This window comes from Streptomyces sp. NPDC006923 (genome assembly GCF_040635655.1).
Taxonomy (GTDB): domain Bacteria; phylum Actinomycetota; class Actinomycetes; order Streptomycetales; family Streptomycetaceae; genus Streptomyces.
The window spans coordinates 268,885-291,387 of sequence record NZ_JBEYIF010000003.1; the positions used below are offsets into that span (position 1 = coordinate 268,885).

General features: G+C 72.1%; 16 protein-coding genes. 12 read left to right on the forward strand and 4 right to left on the reverse strand.

The genetic code is table 11. The features are described 5' to 3' along the window. The first annotated feature begins 228 nt into the window (after window positions 1–228). Entirely contained in the window at window positions 229–1,836 is a 1,608-nt protein-coding gene (locus ABZ707_RS07155; protein WP_360169105.1) for a phosphonate degradation HD-domain oxygenase, read from the forward strand. Here ABZ707_RS07155 and ABZ707_RS07160 read toward each other — a convergent pair. Next, window positions 1,829–2,578, reverse strand: a complete 750-nt coding sequence (locus tag ABZ707_RS07160) for a GntR family transcriptional regulator (RefSeq protein WP_360169108.1) — start codon at window positions 2,576–2,578, stop codon at window positions 1,829–1,831. The two genes, ABZ707_RS07155 and ABZ707_RS07160, sit on opposite strands and share 8 nt — an antisense overlap. 454 nt (window positions 2,579–3,032) lie before the next feature. Here ABZ707_RS07160 and ABZ707_RS07165 point away from each other — a divergent pair, with 454 nt between their 5' ends. Beyond that, a complete protein-coding gene (locus ABZ707_RS07165) occupies window positions 3,033–3,908 on the forward strand; it encodes an LLM class F420-dependent oxidoreductase (protein WP_360169111.1) in 876 nt (291 codons plus the stop codon). Between the two features lie 42 nt (window positions 3,909–3,950). Here ABZ707_RS07165 and ABZ707_RS07170 read toward each other — a convergent pair whose 3' ends face one another. Then, window positions 3,951–5,171, reverse strand: a complete 1,221-nt coding sequence (locus ABZ707_RS07170) for a cysteine desulfurase-like protein (RefSeq protein WP_360169114.1) — start codon at window positions 5,169–5,171, stop codon at window positions 3,951–3,953. Between the two features lie 283 nt (window positions 5,172–5,454). Here ABZ707_RS07170 and ABZ707_RS07175 point away from each other — a divergent pair, with 283 nt between their 5' ends. The 3 genes from ABZ707_RS07175 to ABZ707_RS07185 all read left to right on the forward strand — a co-directional run bounded on the left by ABZ707_RS07175 (window position 5,455) and on the right by ABZ707_RS07185 (window position 8,304). After that, window positions 5,455–5,982 (forward strand): DUF4142 domain-containing protein, encoded by a 528-nt coding sequence (locus ABZ707_RS07175; RefSeq protein WP_360169118.1) that lies wholly within the window; start codon window positions 5,455–5,457, stop codon window positions 5,980–5,982. A 236-nt stretch (window positions 5,983–6,218) separates the two neighbouring features. Continuing rightward, the gene (locus ABZ707_RS07180; RefSeq protein WP_360169121.1) at window positions 6,219–7,271 is read left to right on the forward strand and encodes a zinc-dependent alcohol dehydrogenase family protein; all 1,053 of its coding nucleotides are present in this window, start codon (window positions 6,219–6,221) and stop codon (window positions 7,269–7,271) included. 106 nt (window positions 7,272–7,377) lie between these two features. Then, window positions 7,378–8,304: an NAD(P)H-binding protein gene (locus tag ABZ707_RS07185; protein WP_360169124.1), complete on the forward strand. Its 927-nt coding sequence runs from the start codon at window positions 7,378–7,380 to the stop codon at window positions 8,302–8,304. 21 nt (window positions 8,305–8,325) lie between these two features. On the opposite strand, the gene ABZ707_RS07190 is transcribed toward ABZ707_RS07185, so the two are convergent. Both ABZ707_RS07190 and ABZ707_RS07195 read right to left on the reverse strand, forming a co-directional pair. Continuing rightward, window positions 8,326–10,137, reverse strand: coding sequence for an ABC transporter ATP-binding protein (locus ABZ707_RS07190; RefSeq protein ID WP_360169127.1), 1,812 nt, complete (start codon window positions 10,135–10,137; stop codon window positions 8,326–8,328). Beyond that, on the reverse strand, window positions 10,134–11,918 hold the full coding sequence (locus tag ABZ707_RS07195; protein ID WP_360169130.1) for an ABC transporter ATP-binding protein: 1,785 nt from the start codon (window positions 11,916–11,918) through the stop codon (window positions 10,134–10,136). The genes ABZ707_RS07190 and ABZ707_RS07195 overlap by 4 nt, the downstream gene beginning before the upstream one ends. Window positions 11,919–12,238: 320 nt before the next feature. On the opposite strand from ABZ707_RS07195, the gene ABZ707_RS07200 reads away from it, so the two are divergent. From ABZ707_RS07200 to ABZ707_RS07230, 7 genes are read left to right on the forward strand one after another with little or no spacing between them, the layout of a single operon-like run. Beyond that, window positions 12,239–13,357 (forward strand): NAD-dependent epimerase/dehydratase family protein, encoded by a 1,119-nt coding sequence (locus tag ABZ707_RS07200; protein WP_360169133.1) that lies wholly within the window; start codon window positions 12,239–12,241, stop codon window positions 13,355–13,357. A gap of 4 nt (window positions 13,358–13,361) precedes the next feature. Beyond that, window positions 13,362–15,314, forward strand: coding sequence for an asparagine synthase (glutamine-hydrolyzing) (gene asnB / locus ABZ707_RS07205; RefSeq protein ID WP_360169136.1), 1,953 nt, complete (start codon window positions 13,362–13,364; stop codon window positions 15,312–15,314). Beyond that, the gene (locus ABZ707_RS07210) at window positions 15,304–16,518 is read left to right on the forward strand and encodes a Moenomycin biosynthesis protein MoeGT1 (protein ID WP_360169139.1); all 1,215 of its coding nucleotides are present in this window, start codon (window positions 15,304–15,306) and stop codon (window positions 16,516–16,518) included. Before asnB ends, ABZ707_RS07210 begins: the two co-directional genes overlap by 11 nt. After that, window positions 16,515–18,116, forward strand: a complete 1,602-nt coding sequence (locus ABZ707_RS07215) for an asparagine synthetase B family protein (protein WP_360169142.1) — start codon at window positions 16,515–16,517, stop codon at window positions 18,114–18,116. The genes ABZ707_RS07210 and ABZ707_RS07215 overlap by 4 nt, the downstream gene beginning before the upstream one ends. A 22-nt stretch (window positions 18,117–18,138) precedes the next feature. Next, entirely contained in the window at window positions 18,139–19,659 is a 1,521-nt protein-coding gene (locus tag ABZ707_RS07220; RefSeq protein ID WP_360169145.1) for a radical SAM protein, read from the forward strand. Next, on the forward strand, window positions 19,649–20,884 hold the full coding sequence (locus tag ABZ707_RS07225; RefSeq protein WP_360169148.1) for a hypothetical protein: 1,236 nt from the start codon (window positions 19,649–19,651) through the stop codon (window positions 20,882–20,884). Before ABZ707_RS07220 ends, ABZ707_RS07225 begins: the two co-directional genes overlap by 11 nt. Window positions 20,885–20,921: 37 nt before the next feature. Further along, window positions 20,922–22,502, forward strand: a complete 1,581-nt coding sequence (locus ABZ707_RS07230; RefSeq protein WP_360169151.1) for a carbamoyltransferase C-terminal domain-containing protein — start codon at window positions 20,922–20,924, stop codon at window positions 22,500–22,502. The last annotated feature ends 1 nt before the right edge of the window (window position 22,503 follow it).

Below are 22,503 nucleotides of genomic sequence, written 5' to 3' on the forward strand. Positions count from 1 at the left end.
CCCCTCATGAGCGGAGGCACTGTACCCGTCACCGCTGACAACGCGATCGCGCCGATCGCGTGCCGCGCGCCGCTTCTCGCCGTGATCCGCCACGGACTACGGGGCTGCCCTTACCCGTCGGTGGTGCGCTGTTCACCGTCCCGCCACGCCGTCATGGCCCGCGCCTCACGCGCGGCTGGCAGCTTCTGGCTCCAGAGGAAAAGTTGGCTGTACAACTTTGGAGGAGAAATGGAGCTGACCGACGTTCCCGCCGTCTGGCTGCGGGACAACTGTCCGTGCTCGCTCTGCCGTGATCCGCGCAATGGGCAGAAGCTGTTCCAGATCACCGACCTGCCCGCCCGGCCGGCGGTGGCGTCGACGCGGGAGCTGCCCGACGGCTCCGGTACCGAGGTGGTCTGGGCGCCCGACGGACATCGCTCCGTGTTCCCCCACGGATGGCCGGGACAGGACACCGGCGCCGGTGACGGCCGTACGGAGGCCGACAAGGAGACCTGGACGGCGGCCGACCTGGACGGGCGGATCCCCGAGGCGTCGTGGCCCGCGTACCTGGCCGACCACGCGGTGCGGGAGAGGATCCTGACGGCCGTCGCGCGGCTCGGCTTCGCGCTGCTGCGCGAGGTCCCCTGCCGGCCCGGCCAGGTGCTCGACGTGGCCGGGGCGTTCGGCTTCGTACGGGAGACGAACTACGGCGAGCTGTTCGACGTACGGGTCGAAGAGGACCCGAACAACCTGGCCTTCACCGGCTCCCGCATCACGCCGCACACCGACAACCCCTACCGGGACCCGGTGCCCACCCTGCAGCTGCTGCACTGCCTGGCCAACTCGGCCGAGGGCGGTGACTCCGGCCTCGTGGACGGGTTCCGGGCGGCGGCGCTGCTGCGTACGGAGAATCCGGAGGCGTTCGAGGTGCTGACCCGTACCCCGGTGCCGTTCCGCTTCGCCGACGCACGCACGTCGCTGCGCGCGGACCGTCCGCTGATCGATGTCGACGCCCGTGGGCGGATCCGCGAAATCCGCTTCAACAACCGCTCGATCGGGACCCTGCGGCTGCCCGCCGGGGAGCTGACCGCCTTCTACGCCGCCTACCGCGCCTTCGGTGAACTGCTCCAGCGCCCCGGGCTCCAACTGGACTTCCGGCTCGACCCCGGTGACTGCCTCATCTTCGACAACACCCGCCTGCTGCACGCCCGTACGGCCTTCGCCGAGAACGGCGCCCGCCACCTCCAGGGGGCCTACGCCGACCTGGACGGACTCTTCAGCACCCTCGCCGTGCTGCGCAGGCAGCGACCGCTGGACGATCTCGCCGCGCTCTTCGCGGGCCCGGGCACCGAGCAGTACCTGGGCGAAGAGGTCACTCAGGCGCAGCACATGCTGCGGACCGCGGCGCTCGCCGAGGCGGACGGTGCTCCCGCCGCCCTGATCGCGGCCGGACTGCTGCACGACGTGGGCCACTTCCACGGCCCGGTCAGCGGGGAGGAGCTGATGGCCGGCACCGACAACCGGCACAGCCACACCGGCGCGGACCTGCTCTCCCGCTGGTTCGGGCCCGCCGTCACCGAGCCGGTGCGGCTGCATGTGGCGGCCAAGCGCTATCTGTGCGCCGTGGAGCCGGAGTACTTCCAGCAGCTCTCCGCCGCCTCCGTGCACACCCTGAACGTGCAGGGAGGCCCGATGTCGCGTGCCGAGGCCGACGCGTTCGAGGCGAACCCCCACGCGCGGGACGCGGTGGCGCTGCGCCGCTGGGACGACCGGGCGAAGGACCCGGCCACGGTCGCCCCCGGCTTCGAGCACTGGCGCCCGCTGCTGACCGGGCTGCTCCGTACGGAGGTCATATGACGGCACGCCGGGACAGCGAGGACACGTCCGCCGAGTTGTGCACCGTGAAGGCCACCGTGCCCGGCAGATAACGGTCCTCCGACCACTCCACGGGCGTGCCGGACGGGTCGGTGGTGCGCCGCCGCTCCCTGAGCAGCGGATCACCGGCCCGGCAGCCCAGCAGCCGGGCGTCGTCGGCGTCGGCGAAGGCCAGGTCGATGGTGTGGTGGGCGTCGGAGAAGAGCACACCGCGCTCCTCCAGCGGCACGGTGTGCGAGACGGCGGCCGGATCGAGGCCGGCCACGATCTCGCCTATGTGCGCCGGGTACACCGTGCGCTCCACCATCACCGGCACCCCGGACAGGGTCCGCACCCGCAGCACCCGGCAGACCTCCTCGTCCGGCTCCAGCCGGAGCTGGTCGCGTTCCGCCTCGTCGGCCGGTCCCCGCTCCACGGCGATCAGCCGGCCTCCGGGCTCCTCGCCGATCGACCGTGCCCACCGCGTGAAACTCAGCAGCTCGGAGAAGCTCTGCACCCGGGCGGTGCCGAGCACCACCCGCCTGGTGCCACGCCGTGAGGTGACCAGACCGTCCGCACGCAGGACCGCCAGTGCCTGCCGCACGGTGCCCCGCGAGACGCCGTGCACCTGGGCCAGTTCGCTCTCCGCGGGAAGCCGGCCACCGGACCCGTACGCCCCCTCCGCGATGGCCAGCCGCAGGTCAGCGGCCACCTTCCGGTACAGCGTCTGCCGGCCTTCCGTCACTGTCGCTCTCCCACGTCGCTTGATTCAACCGCCGGCCCATCACCCATGCCGCGGCGTCGTGCCGTACCCCGCGGCACCGCCCGGCGGTGTGCCGAGCGGCCCGCCGGCCGGCACGTCTCGCGGGGGCGGCCCCTCACCGCCGGTCCTGCCGCCCGCGCCGGGCCGCAGGACCCGTACAACATAGCCTGCCGAGTTGTACAGCCAACATGGTCGCTTCCCGGTCGTCCGGTGTCAGCCCCGGGCCGCCCTCGGTACACAGTCGCGCCCGGGGGCGAGCCACGGCGAAAAGGGGCTGACAGGCCGTCGGCCGGGGCCGGGGTCCGCCGGTGCGTTGCCGTAGGCTCGTCCGCGTAGACCGCCGTGAGGCCGGGCGCGCACCTGCGGGTATGCCGGAGGCGGGCGGTCCAGGCACCCCGGCGGAGCGAGCGTCCACGGTGCGGAAGGAAGTCCAGCGATGACACTCAAGCAGGCAGTGGGTCCGGTCGGTATCTGGAGCATTGAACTGCGGGCCGACGACCCTCAGCAGGGCCGGCAGGCCGCCGAGGCCGCGGCGGAGCTTGAGCAGCTCGGTTTCGGCGCGCTGTGGATCGGCGGCAACAGCACCGTCGCCCACGCCCAGCGGCTGATCGAGGCCACCTCCCGGATCGCCGTGGCGACGGGCATCCTGAGCATCTGGGAGCACGAGGCCGCCGATGTGGCCGAGAAGCACGCGGCTCTGGAGCGTTCGCATCCCGGCCGGTTCATCCTCGGCCTCGGGGCCAGTCACCCGCAACTGGCCGAGGGCTACAAGCGTCCGTACTCGACGATGCGGGCCTATCTCGACGCGCTCGACTCCGCCCCGGTACCGGTGCCGGCCGAGCGGCGGGTGCTGGCGGCGCTCGGCCCGAAGATGCTGGAGCTGTCCCGCGACCGCGCCGCCGGTGCCCACCCCTATCTGGTCACCCCGGAGCACACCGCCCAGGCCAGGGAGATCCTCGGCGCGGATCCGCTGCTGGCGCCCGAGCTCAAGGTCATCCTGGAGACCGATACCGAGCGGGCCCGGAGCATCGCCCGTGACTTCCTCTCCTTCTACCTCCCGATGACCAACTACACCTCCAACTTCCGCCGCCTCGGCTTCGGCGACGACGACTTCGAGGACGGCGGCAGCGACCGGCTGCTGGACGCGGTCTTCGCCTGGGGCGGGCCCGACAAGGTGCGCGAGCGTGTGGCCGAGTTCCACAGGGCGGGCGCCGACCATGTCGCCCTCCAGGTGGTCACCGGTGAGCGTGGTGTCCTTCCCCGGGCGGAATGGCGCCGCCTGGCGGAGATCCTGGAGTTGGGCTCCGCGTGAGCGCCCTCCAGGGCGTTTCCGGCCGGCCCCTTCGGGGGCTCCTCAAGACCGGCCGGAAACGCCCCGGCCCGCGAGTTCCCTGACACCCGCCAGCAGGCGGTCGACGTCCTCGGTGTCGTTGTACGGTGCGAGGCCCGCCCGGATCGCGCCGTCCTCCCCGAGCCCGATCCAGCGGGCGGCTTCGAGGGCGTAGAAGGTCCCGGCGGGAGCGTTCACGTCCAGCCGGGCCAGATGCTCGTGGACCTCTCCTGGGGACCGGCCGGCCACGCCGAACAGCGCTGTCGGTGTGCGCCGGCCGGCCGAGCCGTACAGCGTCACGCCGCTGATCGCGCGGAGTCCGTCGAGCAGCCGGTCGAAGAGCTGTTCCTCGTGTTCTTCGACCAGCCTCATCGACTCCAGCACACGGGCCCGCCGGCCGGCCGCCGCCGGGCTCAGCTCCGCGATGAAGTCGACGGCCGCGGTGGTGCCCGCCAGCAGTTCGTAGGGCAGGGTGCCGAGTTCGAACCGCTCGGGCACGGCGTTGCTCGACGGGAGCAGTTTGTCGGGGTGTATCCCCTCCAGCAGTCGCGGTGCCGCGACAAGTACGCCGTGGTGCGGTCCGAAGAACTTGTAGGGGGAGCAGGTGTAGAAGTCGGCTCCCAGGTCCTCGAACGACACCGGGGCGTGCGGTGTCAGATGGACTCCGTCGACATGGACCAGCGCCCCCACGGCGTGCGCCGCCTCGGTGATCGCCGGAATGTCCGGGCGGGTGCCGAGCAGGTTGGACGCGCCGGTCACCGCCACCAGGCGCGTACGCGGCGACAGCACCGCGGCGATGTCGTCGACGCTCAGGGCGCCCGTGGCGCGGTCGAAACCGGCCTGCCGCACGGTGGCCCCCGCGGCCTGGGCAGCGGCGAACCAGGGCCGGATGTTCGCGTCGTGGTCCAGCCGGGTCACAACGATCTCGTCGTCCGCGGCCCACTGCTTCGAGAGCGCCCGCGCGAGATCGTAGGTGGCCTGGGTCATGGACCGCGCGAAGACCACGCCTTCGGCCGGGCAGCCCAGCAGGTCCGCCACGGCCGCCCGCGCCGCGAGCACGACGCCGTCGGCGTACCGCTCGGCGGCGGTGACGGTGCCGCGATTGGAGAGGCCGCTGGTCATGGTGTCGGCCACGGCCCGCGCGACGGGCTCGGGCACCTGGGAGCCGCCGGGCCCGTCGAAGTGGGCCACGCCCCGGGCGAGAGCGGGAAAATGGCTGCGGAGTCGTGCGACGTCAAGGTGCATGTCCCCATCCTTCATGGCGGAGGCCGCGCGTCAACAGCGTCACCGGCTGGGCGTGAGACCCGGGCGGGGGAAGCCGGAGCGCCGCCGGGGCACGCCGCGAACGGCCCGGCTGAGCTGCCGACCCGAGGTGCGAAAGCCATTCGTGTGACAAACGGGTTTTTATGTGACCGTGCGATGCGGCAAGGGAAGTCATGGTCATTGGACACCGATACGCGTGCCCGTCCGGCGACCGGTCTGCTGCCGATCTCTGTGCATCCCAGGCCGGGCGAAGGGAGCAACGCAGATGATTGCTGTGCGACGTGTGGCCGCCGCCACGATGCTGGCGGCGCTGGCCGGCATATCCGCGCCTTCCGCGTTCGCGGAGGCCGCGGCCACCGATGACGCGCCATTCCTGAAGGCGGTCCATCAGGGAAACCTGGCGGAGATCGCCGCCGGAGAGGACGCGGGCAAGCACGCCACGGCGGCGTGCGTGAAGACGGTCGGCGCCATTCTGGTGCGCGACCACCGGAAGCTGGACGCCGACGTCAAGGCGCTGGCGCGCAAACTGGATGTGTCGCTGCCGGCGGCGCCGGCTCCGGCGCAGCAGCAGGCACTCGCCGCCGTGCGGGCCAAGGCGGGCACGAGCGCGTACAACACGGCGTGGCTGAAGACCGAGGCCACCGGGCACGTGGAGACGCTGGAACTGATCGACCACGAGATCGGGACGGGTGGCAACGCCGAGGTGAAGGCGGCAGCCCGTGCGGCCCGCCCCGTCGTGGCGAGGCACCTCGAACTGATCCGTGCGTGCGAGGCGGACATCAGCCGCTCCTGACCCGGCCGGCAGCCCAGGGCGGCAGGCGATCGCCCCGCCCGGCCCGCGGCGTCCGGCCCGCGTACGCGGCGCGTTGGCGGAGCCGTCCGGGTACGTCCAGTACGCGGACGGTTCCCCGCCTCGTGAGCGCACGCACCGGACGCCGCGGGCCCCGCCCCCTGGTAGCGCTGATCGCGGTGGTCCAATGGAATCCGGACCGGCTCAGGACCGGTGACCGGACAGGGGGAGTGGGGCTCGTGCGCGCAGTGGTGTTCGAGGAGTTCGGGCGGCTGCCGGACGTACGGGAGGTGCCGGATCCCGCGCCGCCGGCCGCCGGGGTGGTGGTGCGCGTCGAGGCGACGGGACTGTGCCGCAGCGACTGGCACGGCTGGATGGGCCATGACGACGGCATCGCCCTGCCTCATGTGCCCGGCCATGAACTGTCGGGCCGCATCGAGGCGGTGGGCTCCGAGGTCGCCAACTGGCGGGTGGGCGACCGGGTCACCGTGCCCTTCGTCTGCGCCTGCGGCCGCTGTGCCGCGTGCGCGGCAGGCGATCAGCAGGTCTGCGAGCGCCAGGAGCAGCCCGGCTTCACCCACTGGGGGTCGTTCGCCGAGTACGTCGCGGTGCACCGGGCCGATGTCAACCTGGTGGCTGTCCCCGAGAACATGTCCTTCATCACCGCGGCGGCCCTCGGCTGCCGGTTCGCCACCGCCTACCGGGCCGTTGTGGCCCAGGGCCGCACCCGGTCCGGCGAGTGGGTGGCCGTCCATGGCTGCGGGGGAGTGGGACTGTCCGCGGTGATGATCGCGGCTGCCTGCGGGGCGAGAGTCGTCGCGGTCGATGTCGCGCCGGGCGCGCTGGAGCTGGCCAGGAGCCTGGGCGCCGAGGTATGTGTGGACGCCTCCCCGACGAGTGGCGCCACCGCCGCGGCGGTACGGGAGGCCACGGGCGGCGGCGCGCATGTCTCCCTCGACGCGCTCGGCTCCGGGGCGACCTGCCGCGCGTCCCTGGAGAGCCTGCGGCGGCGGGGCAGGCATGTACAGGTCGGGCTGATGCCGTCGAGCGGCACCACCGTGCCGATGGACCGCGTTGTCGCGCTCGAACTCGAAATCCTCGGCAGCCACGGGATGGCCGCCCACGCGTACCCGGAGCTGATGGGACAGGTGAGCACCGGGGCGCTGCGCCCCGATCTGCTGGTCACGTCAGTCGTCGGGCTGGCGGAGGCGCCCGCCGCGCTGGCGGCGATGAGTGACGGTTCGCGTCCGGGCATCACCGTCATCACACCGCACGGGGCGGACGGTCCTTAGGACCGGGCGGGGCGGGGATTGGACGTGTTGCCCGGCCCCGGGCCTCGCCATAGGGTCGAGAAGGGGTCTGGCGGCGTTGCCGCAGCGGAGACTCCCGGGAGATTCGATGAGCACCACTTCGCCCACTCTGGTGACCGGGGCCGCCGGAAACATCGGGGCCGTGGGCCGTACGGTCGTACAGCTTCTGAGGGAACGGAACCTGCCGGTCCGCGCCATGGTCCGGACCGAGGACGACCGGGCCCGGGCGCTGCGGAAGACCGGTGCCGAGGTCGTGGTGGGTGACCTCACCCGGGCGCCGGACGTCGCCGCCGCCATGGCCGACTGCCGCGGGATCTACTTCGGTATGAGCGTGTCGGCCTCGTACCTCGAGGTGGCGGTGGGTCTCACGGCGCTGGCACGCGAGGCGTCCGGCCTCGACGTGCTTGTCAACATCTCCCAGATGACGGTCTCCCAGATGACATCGACGAGCACCGAGGAGTCCAGGCAGCAGAGGATGCACTGGATGGTTGAACAGGTGATGAACTGGTCCGGCCTTCCCGTGGTGCATGTCCGGCCGACCGTCTTTGTCGAGAACCCGCTCTTCACCAACGTCGCCGCCGATTCGATCGTCCGCGACGGGACGCTGCGGCTGCCCTTCGGCACGGCGCGTACCTCACCCGTCGCCGCGTGGGACGTGGCGCGCGTCATGGCCGCGATCCTCGCGGAGCCCGCCGGTCACATTGGCAGCGTCTACGAGCTGACGGGGCCGTTCAGCCTGGACATGAACGAGATGGCCGAGGAGTACGCGGCGGCGCTGGAACGGCCCGTCACCTATGTGGATGTGCCCTGGGACGAGTGGAGCGAGCGGGTCAGGACAGCACTGCCGGTCCCTCCGTATGTGGCGGACCACATCGTGACCATGGGCAAGCTGCACGCCCAGAACCGGTACGACCGGGTCTCCGACGACGTACGGCGGATCACGGGACGCGAGCCCCTCCGTATGCGTGACGCCCTCCGGCCGCATGCCGCGGAGTTCCGCGCGCCGGCCCGCTGACGCGGCCTCCTGCCGCCGCGGCTACTCCGAGGCGGGACGCTCCGGAGCGGCGGTGGACTCGGCGTCCCACAGCAGCCGCATCTCGGCGGAGGTGGCGAGCAGTTCCCCGAGGGCCCCGGTGGCCTCCGCGCGCCCGTCCCGCAGCAGCAGGATCCGGTCGGCGGCGCGGAGCACCGAGGGACGATGCGAGACCGCCAGCACCGTCGCGCCGGTCGCCAGCAGCCGGTCCCACATGATCCGTTCGGTCTCCGCGTCCAGCGCGCTGGACACATCGTCCAGCACCAGGAGTTCGGGCCTGCGGACAAGCATCCGGGCCAGGGCGATGCGCTGGATCTGGCCACCGGAGAGCCGCAGACCGCGCGGCCCCACCACGGTGTCGAGGCCGTCCCGCATGGCCGCCAGATCCGGCCCGAGCAGCACCGTGTGCACCGCCTCGGCGAGCGCGGCCTCGTCGTCCTCGCCGAGCAGGATGTTCTCCCTGACTGTCCCGCTGAACAGCCGGGGGTTCTGCGAGGTGCAGGCGCAGCGCGGCGGTGTGAGAAAAGCCGCCGGGTCCCGCACCCGTTCTCCTTTCCACCGGATCTCGCCGCTCTCCAGCGGAGTGAGTCCGAGCACGGCCCGCAGGAGTGTGGTCTTTCCCGAGCCGACGCGGCCGGTGATCACCGTGAGGGATCTCCGGCGGACCGCCAGCTCTATCCCCCGCACCTGGAAGGACGAGGCGGACTGCCGGGCGGTCAGTCCTCGTACGGTCAGGTGGTCCCGCTCCGGCGCGTCCCGCGCGCTGCCCTCCGGAGACGGTACGGGGGCCGTGCCCGCGCCGGGCCTCGCTCCCGGCCCGGACGCCGGTGGGGCCGTGCTCGCGTGGAGCGCGTCGCGCAGCCGCTCCCCGAGAAAGCCGGTGATGCGGTCGAGGGCCACCGCCACGCGTTGCAGCCGTACCGACAGGATGCCGAGCGAGGCCAGCGTCTCCGTCAGGATCTGCAGATAGAAGGTGAAGAGAGCCAGGTCTCCCACGGTGAAGCCGCCGTCGCGGATGCGGCCGGCGGTGAGCAGCAGCACCAGACCGATGCCCAGCGAGGCCGCGTTGCCGATGGCGTTGCGCTGGGCGCTGGCGAAGAGTTCCTCCCGGACCGCGACACTGCCGCGCGCCTCGTTCAGCCGCCGGATGTGCGCGGTGACATGCTCCTCGGCCGCCGCGGCCTGCACCGCCTGGACGGAGCTGACGGATTCCCGGAGGGCTCCGGCGACCCGCGCCGAGGCGGTACGGGTGGTCTGCCGGTAGGCCAGATAGCGGCTGTGAGCGACGGCGGTCACCGCCGTGATGAGGATCAGCAGGCCCAGCAGCGCGCAGGTGACCAGTGCGTCGATCCGCATCATGATGGTGACGGCGGCCACCGCGAACAGCCAGCGGGCGAGGTTCGTCGGAGCCCAGACGACAAAGAATCCGACCTCCTCGACATCCTCGCCGACGGCCCGCAGCGACTCGCCCGTCGTCGTGCGGGACGCCACGCCGGGCCGGCGCAGCGCCGATCCCAGCAGCGCGCGCCGCAGCCCGGCGGTCGCCCGGTACTGCAGGCGTGGTTCCAGCCGGTTCAGCATCACGCCGAACTGGAGGAAGAGCCGGGCCCCTTCGACCGCCGCCACCCAGGCGATGAGCAGCCACATCGCGCCGCCCGCGGCGGTGCCGTCGCCGAGTTCGTCGAAGAGCCGCTGGAACAGCAGGCCGACCACGAGTGTGCCGAACCGCAGCAGGACCCACAGTCCGGTCAGACCCCAGTACGTGCCGGCCAGACCTCCGAGCACCGCGCGCAACCGGGAGACGACCGCTGTCACCGCGCCGTCCCGCCCGTCCGCAGCAGGCCGTGATAGCGGGAGGCCGGATCGGCGGCCAGCTCGCCGCGCGGGCCCTGCTCGACCGCCCGGCCTTCCTCCAGCACAAGGATCCGGTCCACCTGTCGCAGCGCGTGCAGCCGGTGATGCACCATCACCGCCGTCCGCCCGTGCAGCAGCCGCTCCATCGCCGGGGCCAGAAGCTGCTCGGTGTGCGGGTCGAGCCGGGCGGACGGCTCGTCCATCAGCACCACGGCCGGATCCCGCAGGAAGGCGCGGGCCAGGGCGACAAGCTGCTCCTGCCCCGCCGAGACTCCGCGCGCCCCGGTGCCGAGGACGGTGTCCAGCCCCTCGGGCAGCTCCCGGTACCAGGTGTCGAGCCCCGCCTCGTCCAGGGCCGCGAGCAGCCGGCCGTCCTCGACGGAGCCGTCGAAGAAGGTGAGGTTGTCGCGCAGCGTGGCATGGAAGACATGCACCTCCTGGGTGATCAGCGCGACCCTGGTGCGCAGCGAGCGCACATCGAGGGTCCGCACCTCCCGGCCGCCGATCGTGACGGAGCCGCGCGCCGGATGGTGCAGACCGAACAGCAGACGGACCACCGTCGACTTGCCGCTGCCGGTGCGTCCGACCACGCCGAGGCGCTCGCCCGGCCGCAGCGCGAAGGAGACCTCGCGCAGCACCGGCTCACCCGTCCGGTACGCGAAGGACACCGCGTCGAAGCGGGCGTCCAGCGGTCGCGCGGGCAGTCGGCGGGTGCCCCTCGGACCCGTGCCGCCCTCACGCAGCAGCTCCCCGATGCGGCGCACACTCACCACGGCCTCCTCGATGTCCTGGAAGCGGGTGGTGATGCTCTGCAGCGGCCTGCGCAGCAGCATCGCGTACGAGAGCACGGCGAAGGTGGTGCCGGTGGAGATCTGTCCGGCCGCCCGGAGCCAGACGCTCAGCACCAGCGCCAGCACCACGCTGACGGTGGACAGCCCCTGGGTGGTGGCGGGCCACTGGACGGAGACCCGGGCGGCGCGGCGCGCCCGGTCGTACAGGACGCCGAGCCGCGTCTCCAGAGCCCGCATGGTGAACGGCACGGCGCCGTTGGTCCGCAGGTCCTCCGCGCCGGCGAGGCGCTCCTCCAGGAAGCCGACGAGTTCCGCGCCCGAGGCGCGACGGGCGGCGACAAAGGGGACGGCCCGGCCGACCAGCCTGCGCAGGAGCAGCAGGGTGGCCAGCGCGAAAGGAGCGAAGACCAGGCCGAACCGCCAGTCCAGGTGGAACAGCGCGGCGAGGATGCCGGCGACCAGCAGGGCCTGGGCCACGATCTCCAGCAGCAGGACCGACATCACGCCGGCCAGCCGGGTGACATCGCCGTCCATCCGGTCCACCAGCTCGCCGGGCGGATAACGCTGGTAGAAACGGGCCGGGCGGCGCAGACAGTGGGCGACGAGATCGTCGCGCAGCCGGTTGGTGCCGCGCCAGGCGAGCCGGGTGGCGGCGTAGTCGGACGCCACCGAGGCGATGAGCTGGCCCACGGCGAACGCCAGGTACCACAGCGCCAGTTGGAGCAGCGCGTCCGTCGGGCGGCCGTTCAGCGCGCCGTCGATGAATCTCCGCATCACCTCGGGCGCCGCGAGCTGGAGGCCGACGGCCGCCGGGACCAGCACGGCGAGCACCGTCATGGACCGCCATTCTCCGCGCGTGTAGCGGGCGAGCCGGGCGAGCTGACGCCCCATGGGCCCGGCGTCCGCCGGCCCGCCGGAAACATCCCGGGCGGGCTCGGGGCTGTCTGCCATCGCGGTTCCTCCCCGTTGATCCACGAGCGGCGGAGTGCGGAACAGCGACAGCATAAAGACGGCACGGAGCCGGCGGAAGAGGACGCCGGTCCGGTCATCGGGAACCGGAATGCGACGTACCTTTTCCAGTATTCCTGTGAAACCGCCGAGGCGTCATTGCCCATTGAATGGGAGCGCTGTTAGGCTCCACCGGATCCTGATACGGGGCGCGTTCACCACGTTATGACGCCCCGATCAGCCGGGTATCCGGCACGTTCGGTCATCCCTCGCGGCATTACACCGGCGAGGATGCGCGGGGAGCGTTCGCACCACCTCCCCCCATGCCGGCCCGGAAGCTGCTGAACAGGGCTCCACGCACGTCGCACCGCCTTGAGAAACCGTACTCGCCACGGCACAAGGGGGAGATCTTGTTACGCGATGCACTCGTACCGGGAAATGCCAAGTATGACGTGGTCACCGGCGCCGCTGGATTCATCGGCTCCCATCTGGTCGAGGCATTGCGCCGCGGTGGCCGGAACGTAGTGGGAATCGACCGCCGGGAAGTGGCGGTCCGCAGCGATACGCCCTTGCCGGCCGACGCGGGAGACTTTCACGCGGTCCGCTGCGATCTGGCCAAAACCGATCTGTCCGCCGTGCTGACCAATGCGGACGTGGTATTCCATCTCGCGGCGATACCCGGAGTCCGGCCTTCGTGGACAGAGTTTCCCGAATATTTGCACTGCAATGTCCTGGCCACCCAGCGACTACTGGATTCATGTGTCCGCTCGGGTGTACCGCACCTGGTCGTGGCCTCCTCGTCGAGTGTCTACGGAAACGCCACCCGGGCCATGGGGGAGGATCTGCTGCCCCAGCCGGCGTCGCCGTACGGAGTGACCAAACTCGCCGCGGAACGCCTGGCACTGGCCTTCGCCGCACGGGCGGACACCGACATGTGTGTGACGGCGCTGCGCTTCTTCACCGTCTACGGGCCCGGTCAGCGGCCCGACATGTTCATCTCACGGATGGTCCGCGCGGTACTGGAGGACAAGCCGATCCAGATCCACGGTGACGGCACCCAGCGCCGGGACTTCGTCTACGTCGGCGACATCGTGCGGGCGCTGATGCTCGTCGGTGCTCCCGGACGCCGGCCCGTGGAGAGCGGTGTGATCAACGTGGGGGGCAACGACCCGGTGTCCCTCAACGAACTCCTCGCGCTCGCCGCTGAGTTGACCGGGGTCAAGCCGGACGCCCGGTACGGCCCCACCCGGCTCGGCGACGTCGACGCCACCGTGGCCGACCTCACCCGCGCCCAGGGCCTGCTCGGCTACCGGCCCGAGACCAGTCTGCGCGACGGCCTCGCCGCCCAGATCGACTGGACACGCCGATGGCTGGCGGCCGGAGCCCGACCACCGGCGGCCGCCGCGGCGCTGCTGGAGACCGCCCCGACCCGCCCGAGGTAACCGCATGTGCGGCTTCGTGGGCTTCAGCGACCCCCGGGGGGCGCCGGAGACCTCCCGCGCCACCGCGGAGCGGATGCTCTCGGCGATCGCGCACCGGGGGCCCGACGGTTCCGGCTGGTGTCACCACCGCGGCGTCACCTTCGCGCACTGCGCGCTCGCCTTCGTCGACCCCGAAGGCGGCCGGCAGCCGTTCACCTCCCGCAGCGGCGCCGTCGCGGTCGTCTTCAACGGCGAGATCTACAACCACGCCGAGCTGCGCCGTGCCCTGCTGGCCGACGGCGCCGCGCTGCGCACGACAAGCGACACCGAGGTACTGGTGGAGCTCTACGAACGCGAGGGCGCCGGAGCCCTGGACCGGCTCCGCGGCATGTACGCCTTCGCGCTCCACGACGCCCGTACGGACACCACGCTGCTGGTCAGGGACCCGCTGGGCAAGAAACCCCTCTACTACACCAGAACCCCGGACGGGGTCGCCTTCGCCTCCGAACTCGCCGCGCTGCTGCGCCACCCGGACTGCCCGCGCACCCCCGATGTGACCGCGACCGCCGACTATCTGGTCCTCCAGGCGTTCCCGGCCCCGGGATCGGCCGTCACCGGTGTCCACAAGGTCCGCCCCGGCAGCTATCTGCGCTTCCGGCGCGGGAGCGAAGAGGAGGTGGAGTACTGGAGGCCCGAACTCGGGCCGGCGCGCGGCCGGGTCTCCGCGCGCGAGGCCGGGGCACGCTTCGGGGAACTCTTCACGGCGGCCGTCGCCCGCCGCACCGCCAGCACCCCGCGACGGCTCGGCGTACTGCTCAGCGGAGGTCTCGACTCCAGCGCGGTGGCCGCCGTGGCACAGCGCCTCTCCGCGGATCCGGTGCCCACCTTCAGCGCGGGCTTCGACGATCCGGCCTTCGACGAATCCGGCCACGCCGAGGCGGTGGCCAGGCACCTGGGCACCGAACACCACACCATCCGCGTCGGGCAGCGCGACCTCGCCGAGGTCGTCACCGGCGAATACGCCGGCGCGGACGAACCGCTCGCCGACCCCTCGCTGCTGCCGACCCGGCTGATCTGCCGCGAGGCGCGCCGCCGGGTGCGCGGCGTGCTGACCGGCGACGGCGCCGACGAACTCCTCCTCGGCTACCGCTTCTTCCAGGCCGAACGCGCCATGGAGACCCTGCTGCGGGTGATACCGGCCGACCGGATCCAGACCCTCGCCCGGCTCGCCCGCCACCTCCCGGAGCGGTCCGGCAACCTGCCGGTCAGGGCCGCCCTGCAACAGCTCGCACGCGGTGTCAGAGCCGCGCCGGAGCACCGCTTCTACGCCTCGACGGCCCCCTTCGGCCCCGGTGAACTCGCGGGCCTCTTCTCCGCCGGGGCGAGGGAGCGGCTCACGGACCACGAGCCCTTCCGGGAGATCGCCCGGCTGCTCGCCGGTCGGCCGGCCCTCACCCCCATGGAACGCAGCCAGCTCGGCATCATGTGCCACTTCCTGCGTGATGTCATCCTCACCAAGGCCGACCGCGGCGGTATGCGCAGCGCCCTGGAGATCCGTTCCCCGTTCCTCGACCTGGACCTCGTGGAATTCTGCGGCAGCCTGCCCACCGACCTCAAACTGCGCCGCTTCACCAGCAAGTACCTGCTGCGCGGCGTCGCCGCGGACTGGCTGCCCCGGCAGACGGTGCGGCAGACCAAGCTGGGCTTCAGGACACCCCTCGCCGAACTCCTGCGCGGAGCGCTGCGCCCGGTGCTCGTCGATTCCCTGGCGCCGGGCGCCCTGGCCGCCGGCGGGATGTTCGACCCGGTGGCGGTACGGGGTCTGGTGGACGCGCACCTGACCCGGCGCAGGGACAACTCCCGCCGGCTGTGGGCGCTTCTCTGCTACCAGCTCTGGTACGAGGGGCAGCTCGCTTCCGCCCGGACCACCCACAGTGGCCCGCCGGTCCTCTCCAAGGAGACCCGTCATGCCGTCTGAGCGAGTGCACGTCCTGTCACCCAAGACCTGGGGGGAGTTCGGCAACTTCCTGGCCGCCACCAGCTTCTCCCGCGCCCTGCGCGGTGCCCTCGACGTGCAGGTGACGCTGCTGGAGGCGGAAACGTTCCTGCCGTGGCTCGGCGACATCGGCGCGCAGATCCGCACGATCTCGCTGGAGAGTCCCGACGCCGCCACCAGGACCGAGCGCTATCTGGCACTCATGTCCCGTCTCCAGCAGCGCTTCCCCCGGGGCTTCGAGACCGACCCGGGGCCGGAGCACGCCTCGGCGCTCACCGGTCTGGTGAAGCATCTCCGCGAGACGGAACCGGACCTCGTCGTCGGCACGAAGGGCTTTGTCGCCCGGCTGTGCGTCGCGGCGAGCCGACTGGCGGGCGTCCGTACGGCGGTGGCCCACCACCTGACCAACCCCGGACTGCTGGACCTGCCCCTGCACCGCAGCCCGCACCCCGACCTGACCCTGGTCGGCTTCCCCTGGGCGAAGGACCGGCTGGTCGCCGAGGAAGGCGCCGATCCCGGCCGGATACGGACGGTCGGGCCGCTGGTCGCCCAGCACGATCTGAGCGACTTCATGACGGACGGCTCCGGGCCCCGGGCCTCGGAGCCCTGGGGAGAGCGGACCGGCGGCGAGACCCGGCCCAAGGTGATCGTCTTCTGCAACCGGGGCGGCGAGACCTATCTGCGCGTGCTGGAGCACATCGCGCACCGCCACCCGGCCACCGACCTGGTCTTCGTCGGCTACGACGACCCCGGACTGGCGCGCCGGGCCGCCGCCGCGGCGAGCGGGGCGCCACGGGGCGACTGGCGCTTCCACAGCCGGCTCACCCAGGCCGAGTACTTCGACTACATCAGCCAGGCGTCCAAGTCCCCGCACGGACTGCTCATCTCCAAGGCGGGACCCAACACCACCCTGGAAGCGGCCTACTTCGGCATACCCGTCCTCATGCTGGAATCCGGGCTGCCGATGGAGAGCTGGGTCCCCGGACTCATCCGGGACCACGGGCTGGGAGCGGCGTGCGCCTCGCCCGGGGAACTGCTGAGCGCCGTCGACGACTGGCTCGGACACCCCGCCACCATCGAACGGCACCAGCGGGCCGCCCTCTCCTTCGCCGACACCGTGCTCGACCAGGAGGCCGTCGTCCGCCGGATCGGCGCCGCCGTACGCACCGTCCTGGACGCACGGTGACACGCGCGCCGACGGCCGCCTCCCGCCCCCGCCCGCCCTATCTGCGGCTGGAACACGGCCCGGACGGCACCAGGGCCGAAGGAGTCCCGTCGGCGCGCCTGGGCCACCGGCTGCGCCGCGCCGGCCGCGCCGACGAGGGAGTGTTCGCCGAATGGCGGTGGGACGGCGAACGCCTGCTGGTACGCAACGACCGGTACGGGATGTTCCCTCTCTACTACTGGGCGGACGGCGACCGCATCGCGCTCGCCACCTCGCCGACGGACCTGCCCGCCCTCGGAGCCCCCGCCGGGCTCGACCACGACGCGCTCTCCGTCTTCCTCAGACTGGGCTTCTACCTGGGCGAGGACACCTGCTTCGCGGCCGTCCGGGCACTGCCGCCGGCCGCGACCCTGACCTGGTCCGCCGGCGCGCTGCGGCTGGAGTCCGGCCGCGCCGTCCCGGCCCCCGCGACCCGGATGACCCGCCGCGAGGCCGTCGACGGCCTCATCGAGCTGTTCCGCGCCGCGGTGGCCCGCAGACTGCCGGGAGAGCCCTATGTCCTGCCGCTGAGCGGCGGCCGTGACTCCCGCCATCTCCTGCTGGAGCTGGCACGCCAGGGAGCCGCGCCCCGGCTGTGCGTGAGCGGTTCGAAGTTCCCGCCCGACACCGGGGCGGACGCGCCGGTGGCCGCCGAACTGGCCGCCCGGCTCGGCATCCCTCATCTGACCCTGGACCGCCCCGCGTCCGAGTTCCACGCCGAACTGGTCGCCAACCGCGCCCAGGGCCTGTCCTCCGTCGAGGGGGCATGGGCGCTGCCCGTCCTCGACCACCTTCGCCACCACACCCGGATCACCTACGACGGCCTGGGCGGCGACGCGCTGGCCAGACCCGCGCCCGCGCTCTCCTTCGTCCGCGACGCCCCCCTGGACGCCACGGACCTGCCCGGAGAGGCCGGACGCCTGCTGCTGGCCGGCCGGACAGGACCACACGTCGAGCATCTGCTCAGCCCGGCGCTGGGACGGCTGTGGAGCCGGGACCGCGCCCGCCGACGCCTCGCCACCGAACTCGCCGGGCACACCGGGGCCGCCTTTCCCGCGGGGTCGTTCTACTTCTGGAACAGGACCCGCCGGGCGGTCGCCCTGACGCCGTACCGGCTGGTCCCCGGCGGCCCGCTGATCCACGCGCCCTATCTCGACCACGACCTGTTCGACCATCTCGCCTCGGTGCCGGAGCGGCTGCTGACCGACGGCGGGCTGCACGACGAGGCCCTGCGCCGGGCGTTTCCGCACCACGCCTCGCTGCGGTTCGCCGGGGACGGACCGCCCGCGTCCACCGCCCTGACACTGCGCCACCGCGCGGCCTATCTGCGCGGTCTGCTCGGCCACGCGCTGTACGCGGAACCCGGCTGGTGGCGCGGCGGCGACCGGATGCTGCTGCGGCTGCTGGCCGGCGGCCGGGGCCGGCCGGGACCCCAGCGGGTCAGCCGTCTGATGCCGCTGACGCTCTATCTGCTCCAGCTCGAATCCCTCGCCGCCGGTTTCCCCACCGGCTCAGCGCCTCGCACCCGCTCGTCCCGTACCGACGCGTCCCGTGTCGGCCCGTACGACCCCACCCGGTAAGCCCCAACAAGGAGGGCACACCATGCGGAAGACACTGCCCGTCATCTCGACCTCCGTATCCTCGAACGGCGCGTCGGGCGGCTGCTCTACCGCCGCCCCGGACACCGCGTCCGCGCGCCGCGCGCTGCCGCGCTGGCGCAAGCGCAAACTGCGCATCGCGCTCGTACGCCATCACGACCTGTGCCTCAACACCCGCCAGATCAGCCAGATCCAGCGGCGCGCGGGGGTCCTGCCCCACCTCGGCCTGGGCTATATCCACACGGCACTCAAGAGCGCGGGATTCCACAACGTCATACAGATCGACACCCCCGCGCTCGGCCTGGACAGCGAGGGACTGCGCAAACTCCTCGCCGACTTCGGCCCCGACCTGGTCGGGGTGAGCACCACGACGCCGGGGCTGCCGGGAGCGGTCGAGGCGTGCGAGGCGGCGAAGAGCACCGGAGCGAAGGTCATCCTCGGCGGACCGCACACCGAGGTCTACGCCCGCGAGAACCTCTACCACTCCTGCATCGACTACGTCGGCGTCGGTGAAGGCATCACGATCATGCCGGAGCTGGCCGAGGCCCTGGAACAGGGCGAGGAGCCGGTGGGCATACGCGGGCTGGTGGGCCGCGAATTCGACGGCGGCGCCGCGCCCATGGTCAACCTGGAGGACGTGGGCTGGCCGGAACGTGAGGGCCTGCCCATGGACCGGTACTTCTCAATCATGGCGCCGAAGCCCTTCGCGACGATGATCTCCAGCCGGGGCTGCCCCTTCAAGTGCAGCTTCTGCTTCAAACAGGCGGTGGACAAGAAGTCGATGTACCGCTCTCCCGAGGACGTCGTCGGCGAGATGACGGAGCTCCAGAAACGCTGGGGCGTCAAGGAGATCATGTTCTACGACGACGTGTTCACCCTCCACCGCGGCCGGGTCCGGGAGATCTGCGAACTCATCGGCAGGACCGGACTCAAGGTCCGCTGGGAGGCGCCCACCCGGGTCGACCTCGTCCCGGAGAAACTCCTGGAGGCCATGGCGGGCGCCGGCTGCGTCCGCCTGCGCTTCGGCATCGAGCACGGGGACTCCGACATCCTCGAACGGATGCGCAAGGAGAGTGACATCGGGAAGATCGAGCGCGCGGTGACCTCCGCCCACGAGGCCGGCATCAAGGGCTTCGGCTACTTCATCGTGGGCTGGCTGGACGAGAGCAAGGAGCAGTTCCGCCGTACCGTCGACCTCGCCTGCCGCATCCCGCTCGACTACGCCAGCTTCTACACCGCCACTCCGCTGCCGGGCACCCCGCTGCACACCGAGTCGGTGGCCGCCGGACGGATCCCCGCCGACTACTGGGACCGCTTTGTGCGCGGGGAGTTCGACCAGCGGATCGGATACCTGGTGCCCGACGCCCAGCAGCGCGCCCAGATCGCCTATCGCAAGTTCTTCCTGCGCCGTGACATGGCCCGCCCGCTGATCTCGCACATGGCGTCGACCGGCCAGTGGCTCAACACCCTGGACGGGCTGCGGAGCCTGGCCAAGTCGACCTCCAACACCGACCGTGACTTCTGACGGCGGCCGGCCCCCCGTACGGCTGAACCTGCCCGCGCGGCCGGGCCGGCCCCGGGACCGGAGCGAACCGGCCCTGCCGCGCCATCTGCGCGCCACCGTCGCACGGGGCTACCGCCCGGACGACACCTGGACCGTACCGGTGCGCCATCTCCTGGACGACGGCTCCTCGACCGGAGACCCGGAGAAGGCCGCCGCCGCGCTGCGCGGCCCGGGGGACCCGGTGTTCACCCTTGTCGCGCCCACCTATGTCCGCCGGCACACCCTCGCCGAACAGGAGGAACGCCTGGACCGGCTGCTGGAACGGGTGGACGAGGCGGTACGGGAGCACCCCGGCGCGGGCTTCGTGCTCCTCCTCGGGATGCAGTGGTCGGACCCGGAGGAGGAGCCCGAGGCCCTCCGGCGGCTGGAGGCGCTGCTGCGCCGGGCCGGGGGGCACCGGTCAGCGGTCCGCGTCGCGGGACTGTCGCTGCCGGGCCCCGGAAAGCCGCGCACGCTCAACGCCGCCATCGCGGTGGCGGAGACACTCGGCTGCGCCGGGGTCGGCTGGCTCGACGACGACGTGACCCTGGAGCCGGCCTGCCTGGCCCACCTCGTCGGCGACTTCATGGCCGGCGGCTGCCGGGGCGCGGTCGGCGCCACAAAGATCCCGCACGCCAAACCGCACACCACCTCCCGGCTGCTGCACCGGGCCAAGGCGGTCGCCGGACCGGCCACCAACTACCCGCACGGCTGCTGCATCCTGGTGGCCACCGAGGTCATGGCCGGCGGCATGCCGGACCGGTATGTCTCGGACGACGGCTATGTGTGCTTCCGGCTGCTCGACCCGGACCTGCCGGACCCGCTGGCCCATCTGCGTCTGGTGCCCGGCGCGCGCTGCCACTACCACGTGGCAGGACCGGCGGGAGAGACCCGCCGCCGTATCCGCCGGCTCCTGCTCAACCACCTCGTGGACCTCGCCGACTGGCCGCTGCCGGTGACCCGCCACTACGTCCGCCACATCCTTTTGCCCGGCATGTGGCCGCTGACCGGCTGGAACGGCTCGAAGGGCACGGCGCACGGCGTCGCCAACGCCGCCATCAAATGGATCTACTTCGGCTGGTTCGCCGCGGTCGGCGCGGAGCTCTATCTGCGCGGGCTGTTCCGCCGCCCGCTGCGCGGGATCCGCTGGGCCCCCTACTCCACCGCCAGTGCGCCCGTGCCGGCCGACGCGGAACCACCCGCCTGAGCGGGCGTCACCCGGCATCCACCGAGAAGGGAAGCTGATGCAGGTACTGTCACTCCACTCCGCCGGCCACGACACGGGGGTCGGATACTTCAAGGACGGCCGCCTCGCCTTCGCGGTCGAGACCGAGCGGCTGACCCGTACCAAACACGACCACCGCTCCGACATCGCGCTGCGGCACGTCCTGTCCCAGGAGGACGTGGACGCCGACGGCGTCGAACTCGTCGCGGTGAGCACCCCCGTCCGCAGCGGCCTGCTGCGCATACCCGACCTGGACCGCGCGATGGAACGCATCGCGGGCGGCGCTCCGCACCACCGCACCACCTGCGAACTCCTCGGGCGCCGGGTGGAGTGCGTCGTCGTCACGCACGAGGTCTCGCACGCGGCTCTGGCGGCGCACTACGCGGGCCACCAGGAGGGCACGACGGTCCTGGTCAACGAGGGCCGCGGCCAGATCACCCGCAGTTCGCTGTTCAGAGTCGGCGGGGACGGCCTGGAGTGGCTGGAGAAGGATCCGCTGCCCTGGTACGGCAACGGCTTCGGATGGACCGCCATCGGCCATCTCCTCGGCTTCGGCAGAACGCCCAGCGTCGCCGGAAAGGTGATGGCGCTCGGCGGCTACGGCTCCCCGGACCCGCGCGTACGCGAGATCCTGGAGGCCGTGGACCACCGGGTGATGCACGATCTGGCGCTCGCCGAGGAGGTGCGCCAGGACCTGGCTTCCCGGCCCGAGTTCGGCCGGGACTTCGAGAGCATGGCGCGGGTGGTGGCGACCTTCCAGGAACTCTTCACCGAGACCGTCCACGGGCTGCTCGCCCGGCATGTCCGCGAGGACGGCCCGATCGCCCTCGGCGGTGGCTGCGGGCTGAACATCGTCGCCAACTCCGTCCTGCGCGAGCGGTTCGGCCGGGCCGTCGCGGTGCCTCCGGCCTGCGGCGACGCCGGACATCTGGCCGGCGCCGGGATCTACGCGCAGAAGTATCTGTACGGGCAGGACGTGGCACCGCTGAGCGTGTACGCCAACGGCGCGGCGAACTCCCGCGAGGAGGTGCTGGCGGCGCTCTCCGCGAGCGGTCTCGAACCGGTGCCGTACGACAGGACCGCGGTGGCCGGGGAACTGAGCGACGGCGGGGTGGTCGCGCTGGTGGACGGCGCGGCGGAGCTCGGCCCGCGCGCCCTGGGCCACCGTTCGCTGCTCGGCAGTCCCGCCGTGCCCGGCATGCGCAAGCGGATGAGCGAGGAGCTGAAGCAGCGGGAGTGGTACCGCCCGCTGGGCGCGGTGATGCGCGAGGAGCGGTTCGCTGAGCTGTTCCCCGGCGAACGGCCCTCGCCGTACATGCTCTTCGAGTATCTGCTGCCCGAGGGCATGGCCCCGGAGGCCCGGCACATCAACGGGACGTGCCGGATCCAGACCCTCGGGCCCGACGAGGCACGGCTGCACACGCTGCTCGCCGAGTTCGAGACCCTGAGCGGCGTGCCCGCGCTGATCAACACCTCGCTGAACGGCCCCGGCCGGGCCATCGCGCACACGGTCCGGGACGTGCTGGAGGACTTCCGGGACAGCCCGGTGGACCTGTTCGTCCTGGGTGATGTGATGGCCTACCGGGCCGGTCCCCGGTAGG

Bases quoted from the DNA above. Each gene is read 5' to 3' on its own strand.
- asnB (WP_360169136.1), top strand. From the start codon at position 13,362: ATGTGCGGCTTCGTGGGCTTCAGCGACCCCCGGGGGGCGCCGGAGACC.
- ABZ707_RS07165 (WP_360169111.1), top strand. From the start codon at position 3,033: ATGACACTCAAGCAGGCAGTGGGTCCGGTCGGTATCTGGAGCATTGAA.
- ABZ707_RS07230 (WP_360169151.1), top strand. From the start codon at position 20,922: ATGCAGGTACTGTCACTCCACTCCGCCGGCCACGACACGGGGGTCGGA.
- ABZ707_RS07170 (WP_360169114.1), bottom strand. From the start codon at position 5,171: ATGCACCTTGACGTCGCACGACTCCGCAGCCATTTTCCCGCTCTCGCC.
- ABZ707_RS07195 (WP_360169130.1), bottom strand. From the start codon at position 11,918: ATGGCAGACAGCCCCGAGCCCGCCCGGGATGTTTCCGGCGGGCCGGCG.
- ABZ707_RS07185 (WP_360169124.1), top strand. From the start codon at position 7,378: ATGAGCACCACTTCGCCCACTCTGGTGACCGGGGCCGCCGGAAACATC.
- ABZ707_RS07220 (WP_360169145.1), top strand. From the start codon at position 18,139: ATGCGGAAGACACTGCCCGTCATCTCGACCTCCGTATCCTCGAACGGC.
- ABZ707_RS07210 (WP_360169139.1), top strand. From the start codon at position 15,304: ATGCCGTCTGAGCGAGTGCACGTCCTGTCACCCAAGACCTGGGGGGAG.
- ABZ707_RS07175 (WP_360169118.1), top strand. From the start codon at position 5,455: ATGATTGCTGTGCGACGTGTGGCCGCCGCCACGATGCTGGCGGCGCTG.
- ABZ707_RS07155 (WP_360169105.1), top strand. From the start codon at position 229: ATGGAGCTGACCGACGTTCCCGCCGTCTGGCTGCGGGACAACTGTCCG.
- ABZ707_RS07200 (WP_360169133.1), top strand. From the start codon at position 12,239: ATGCCGGCCCGGAAGCTGCTGAACAGGGCTCCACGCACGTCGCACCGC.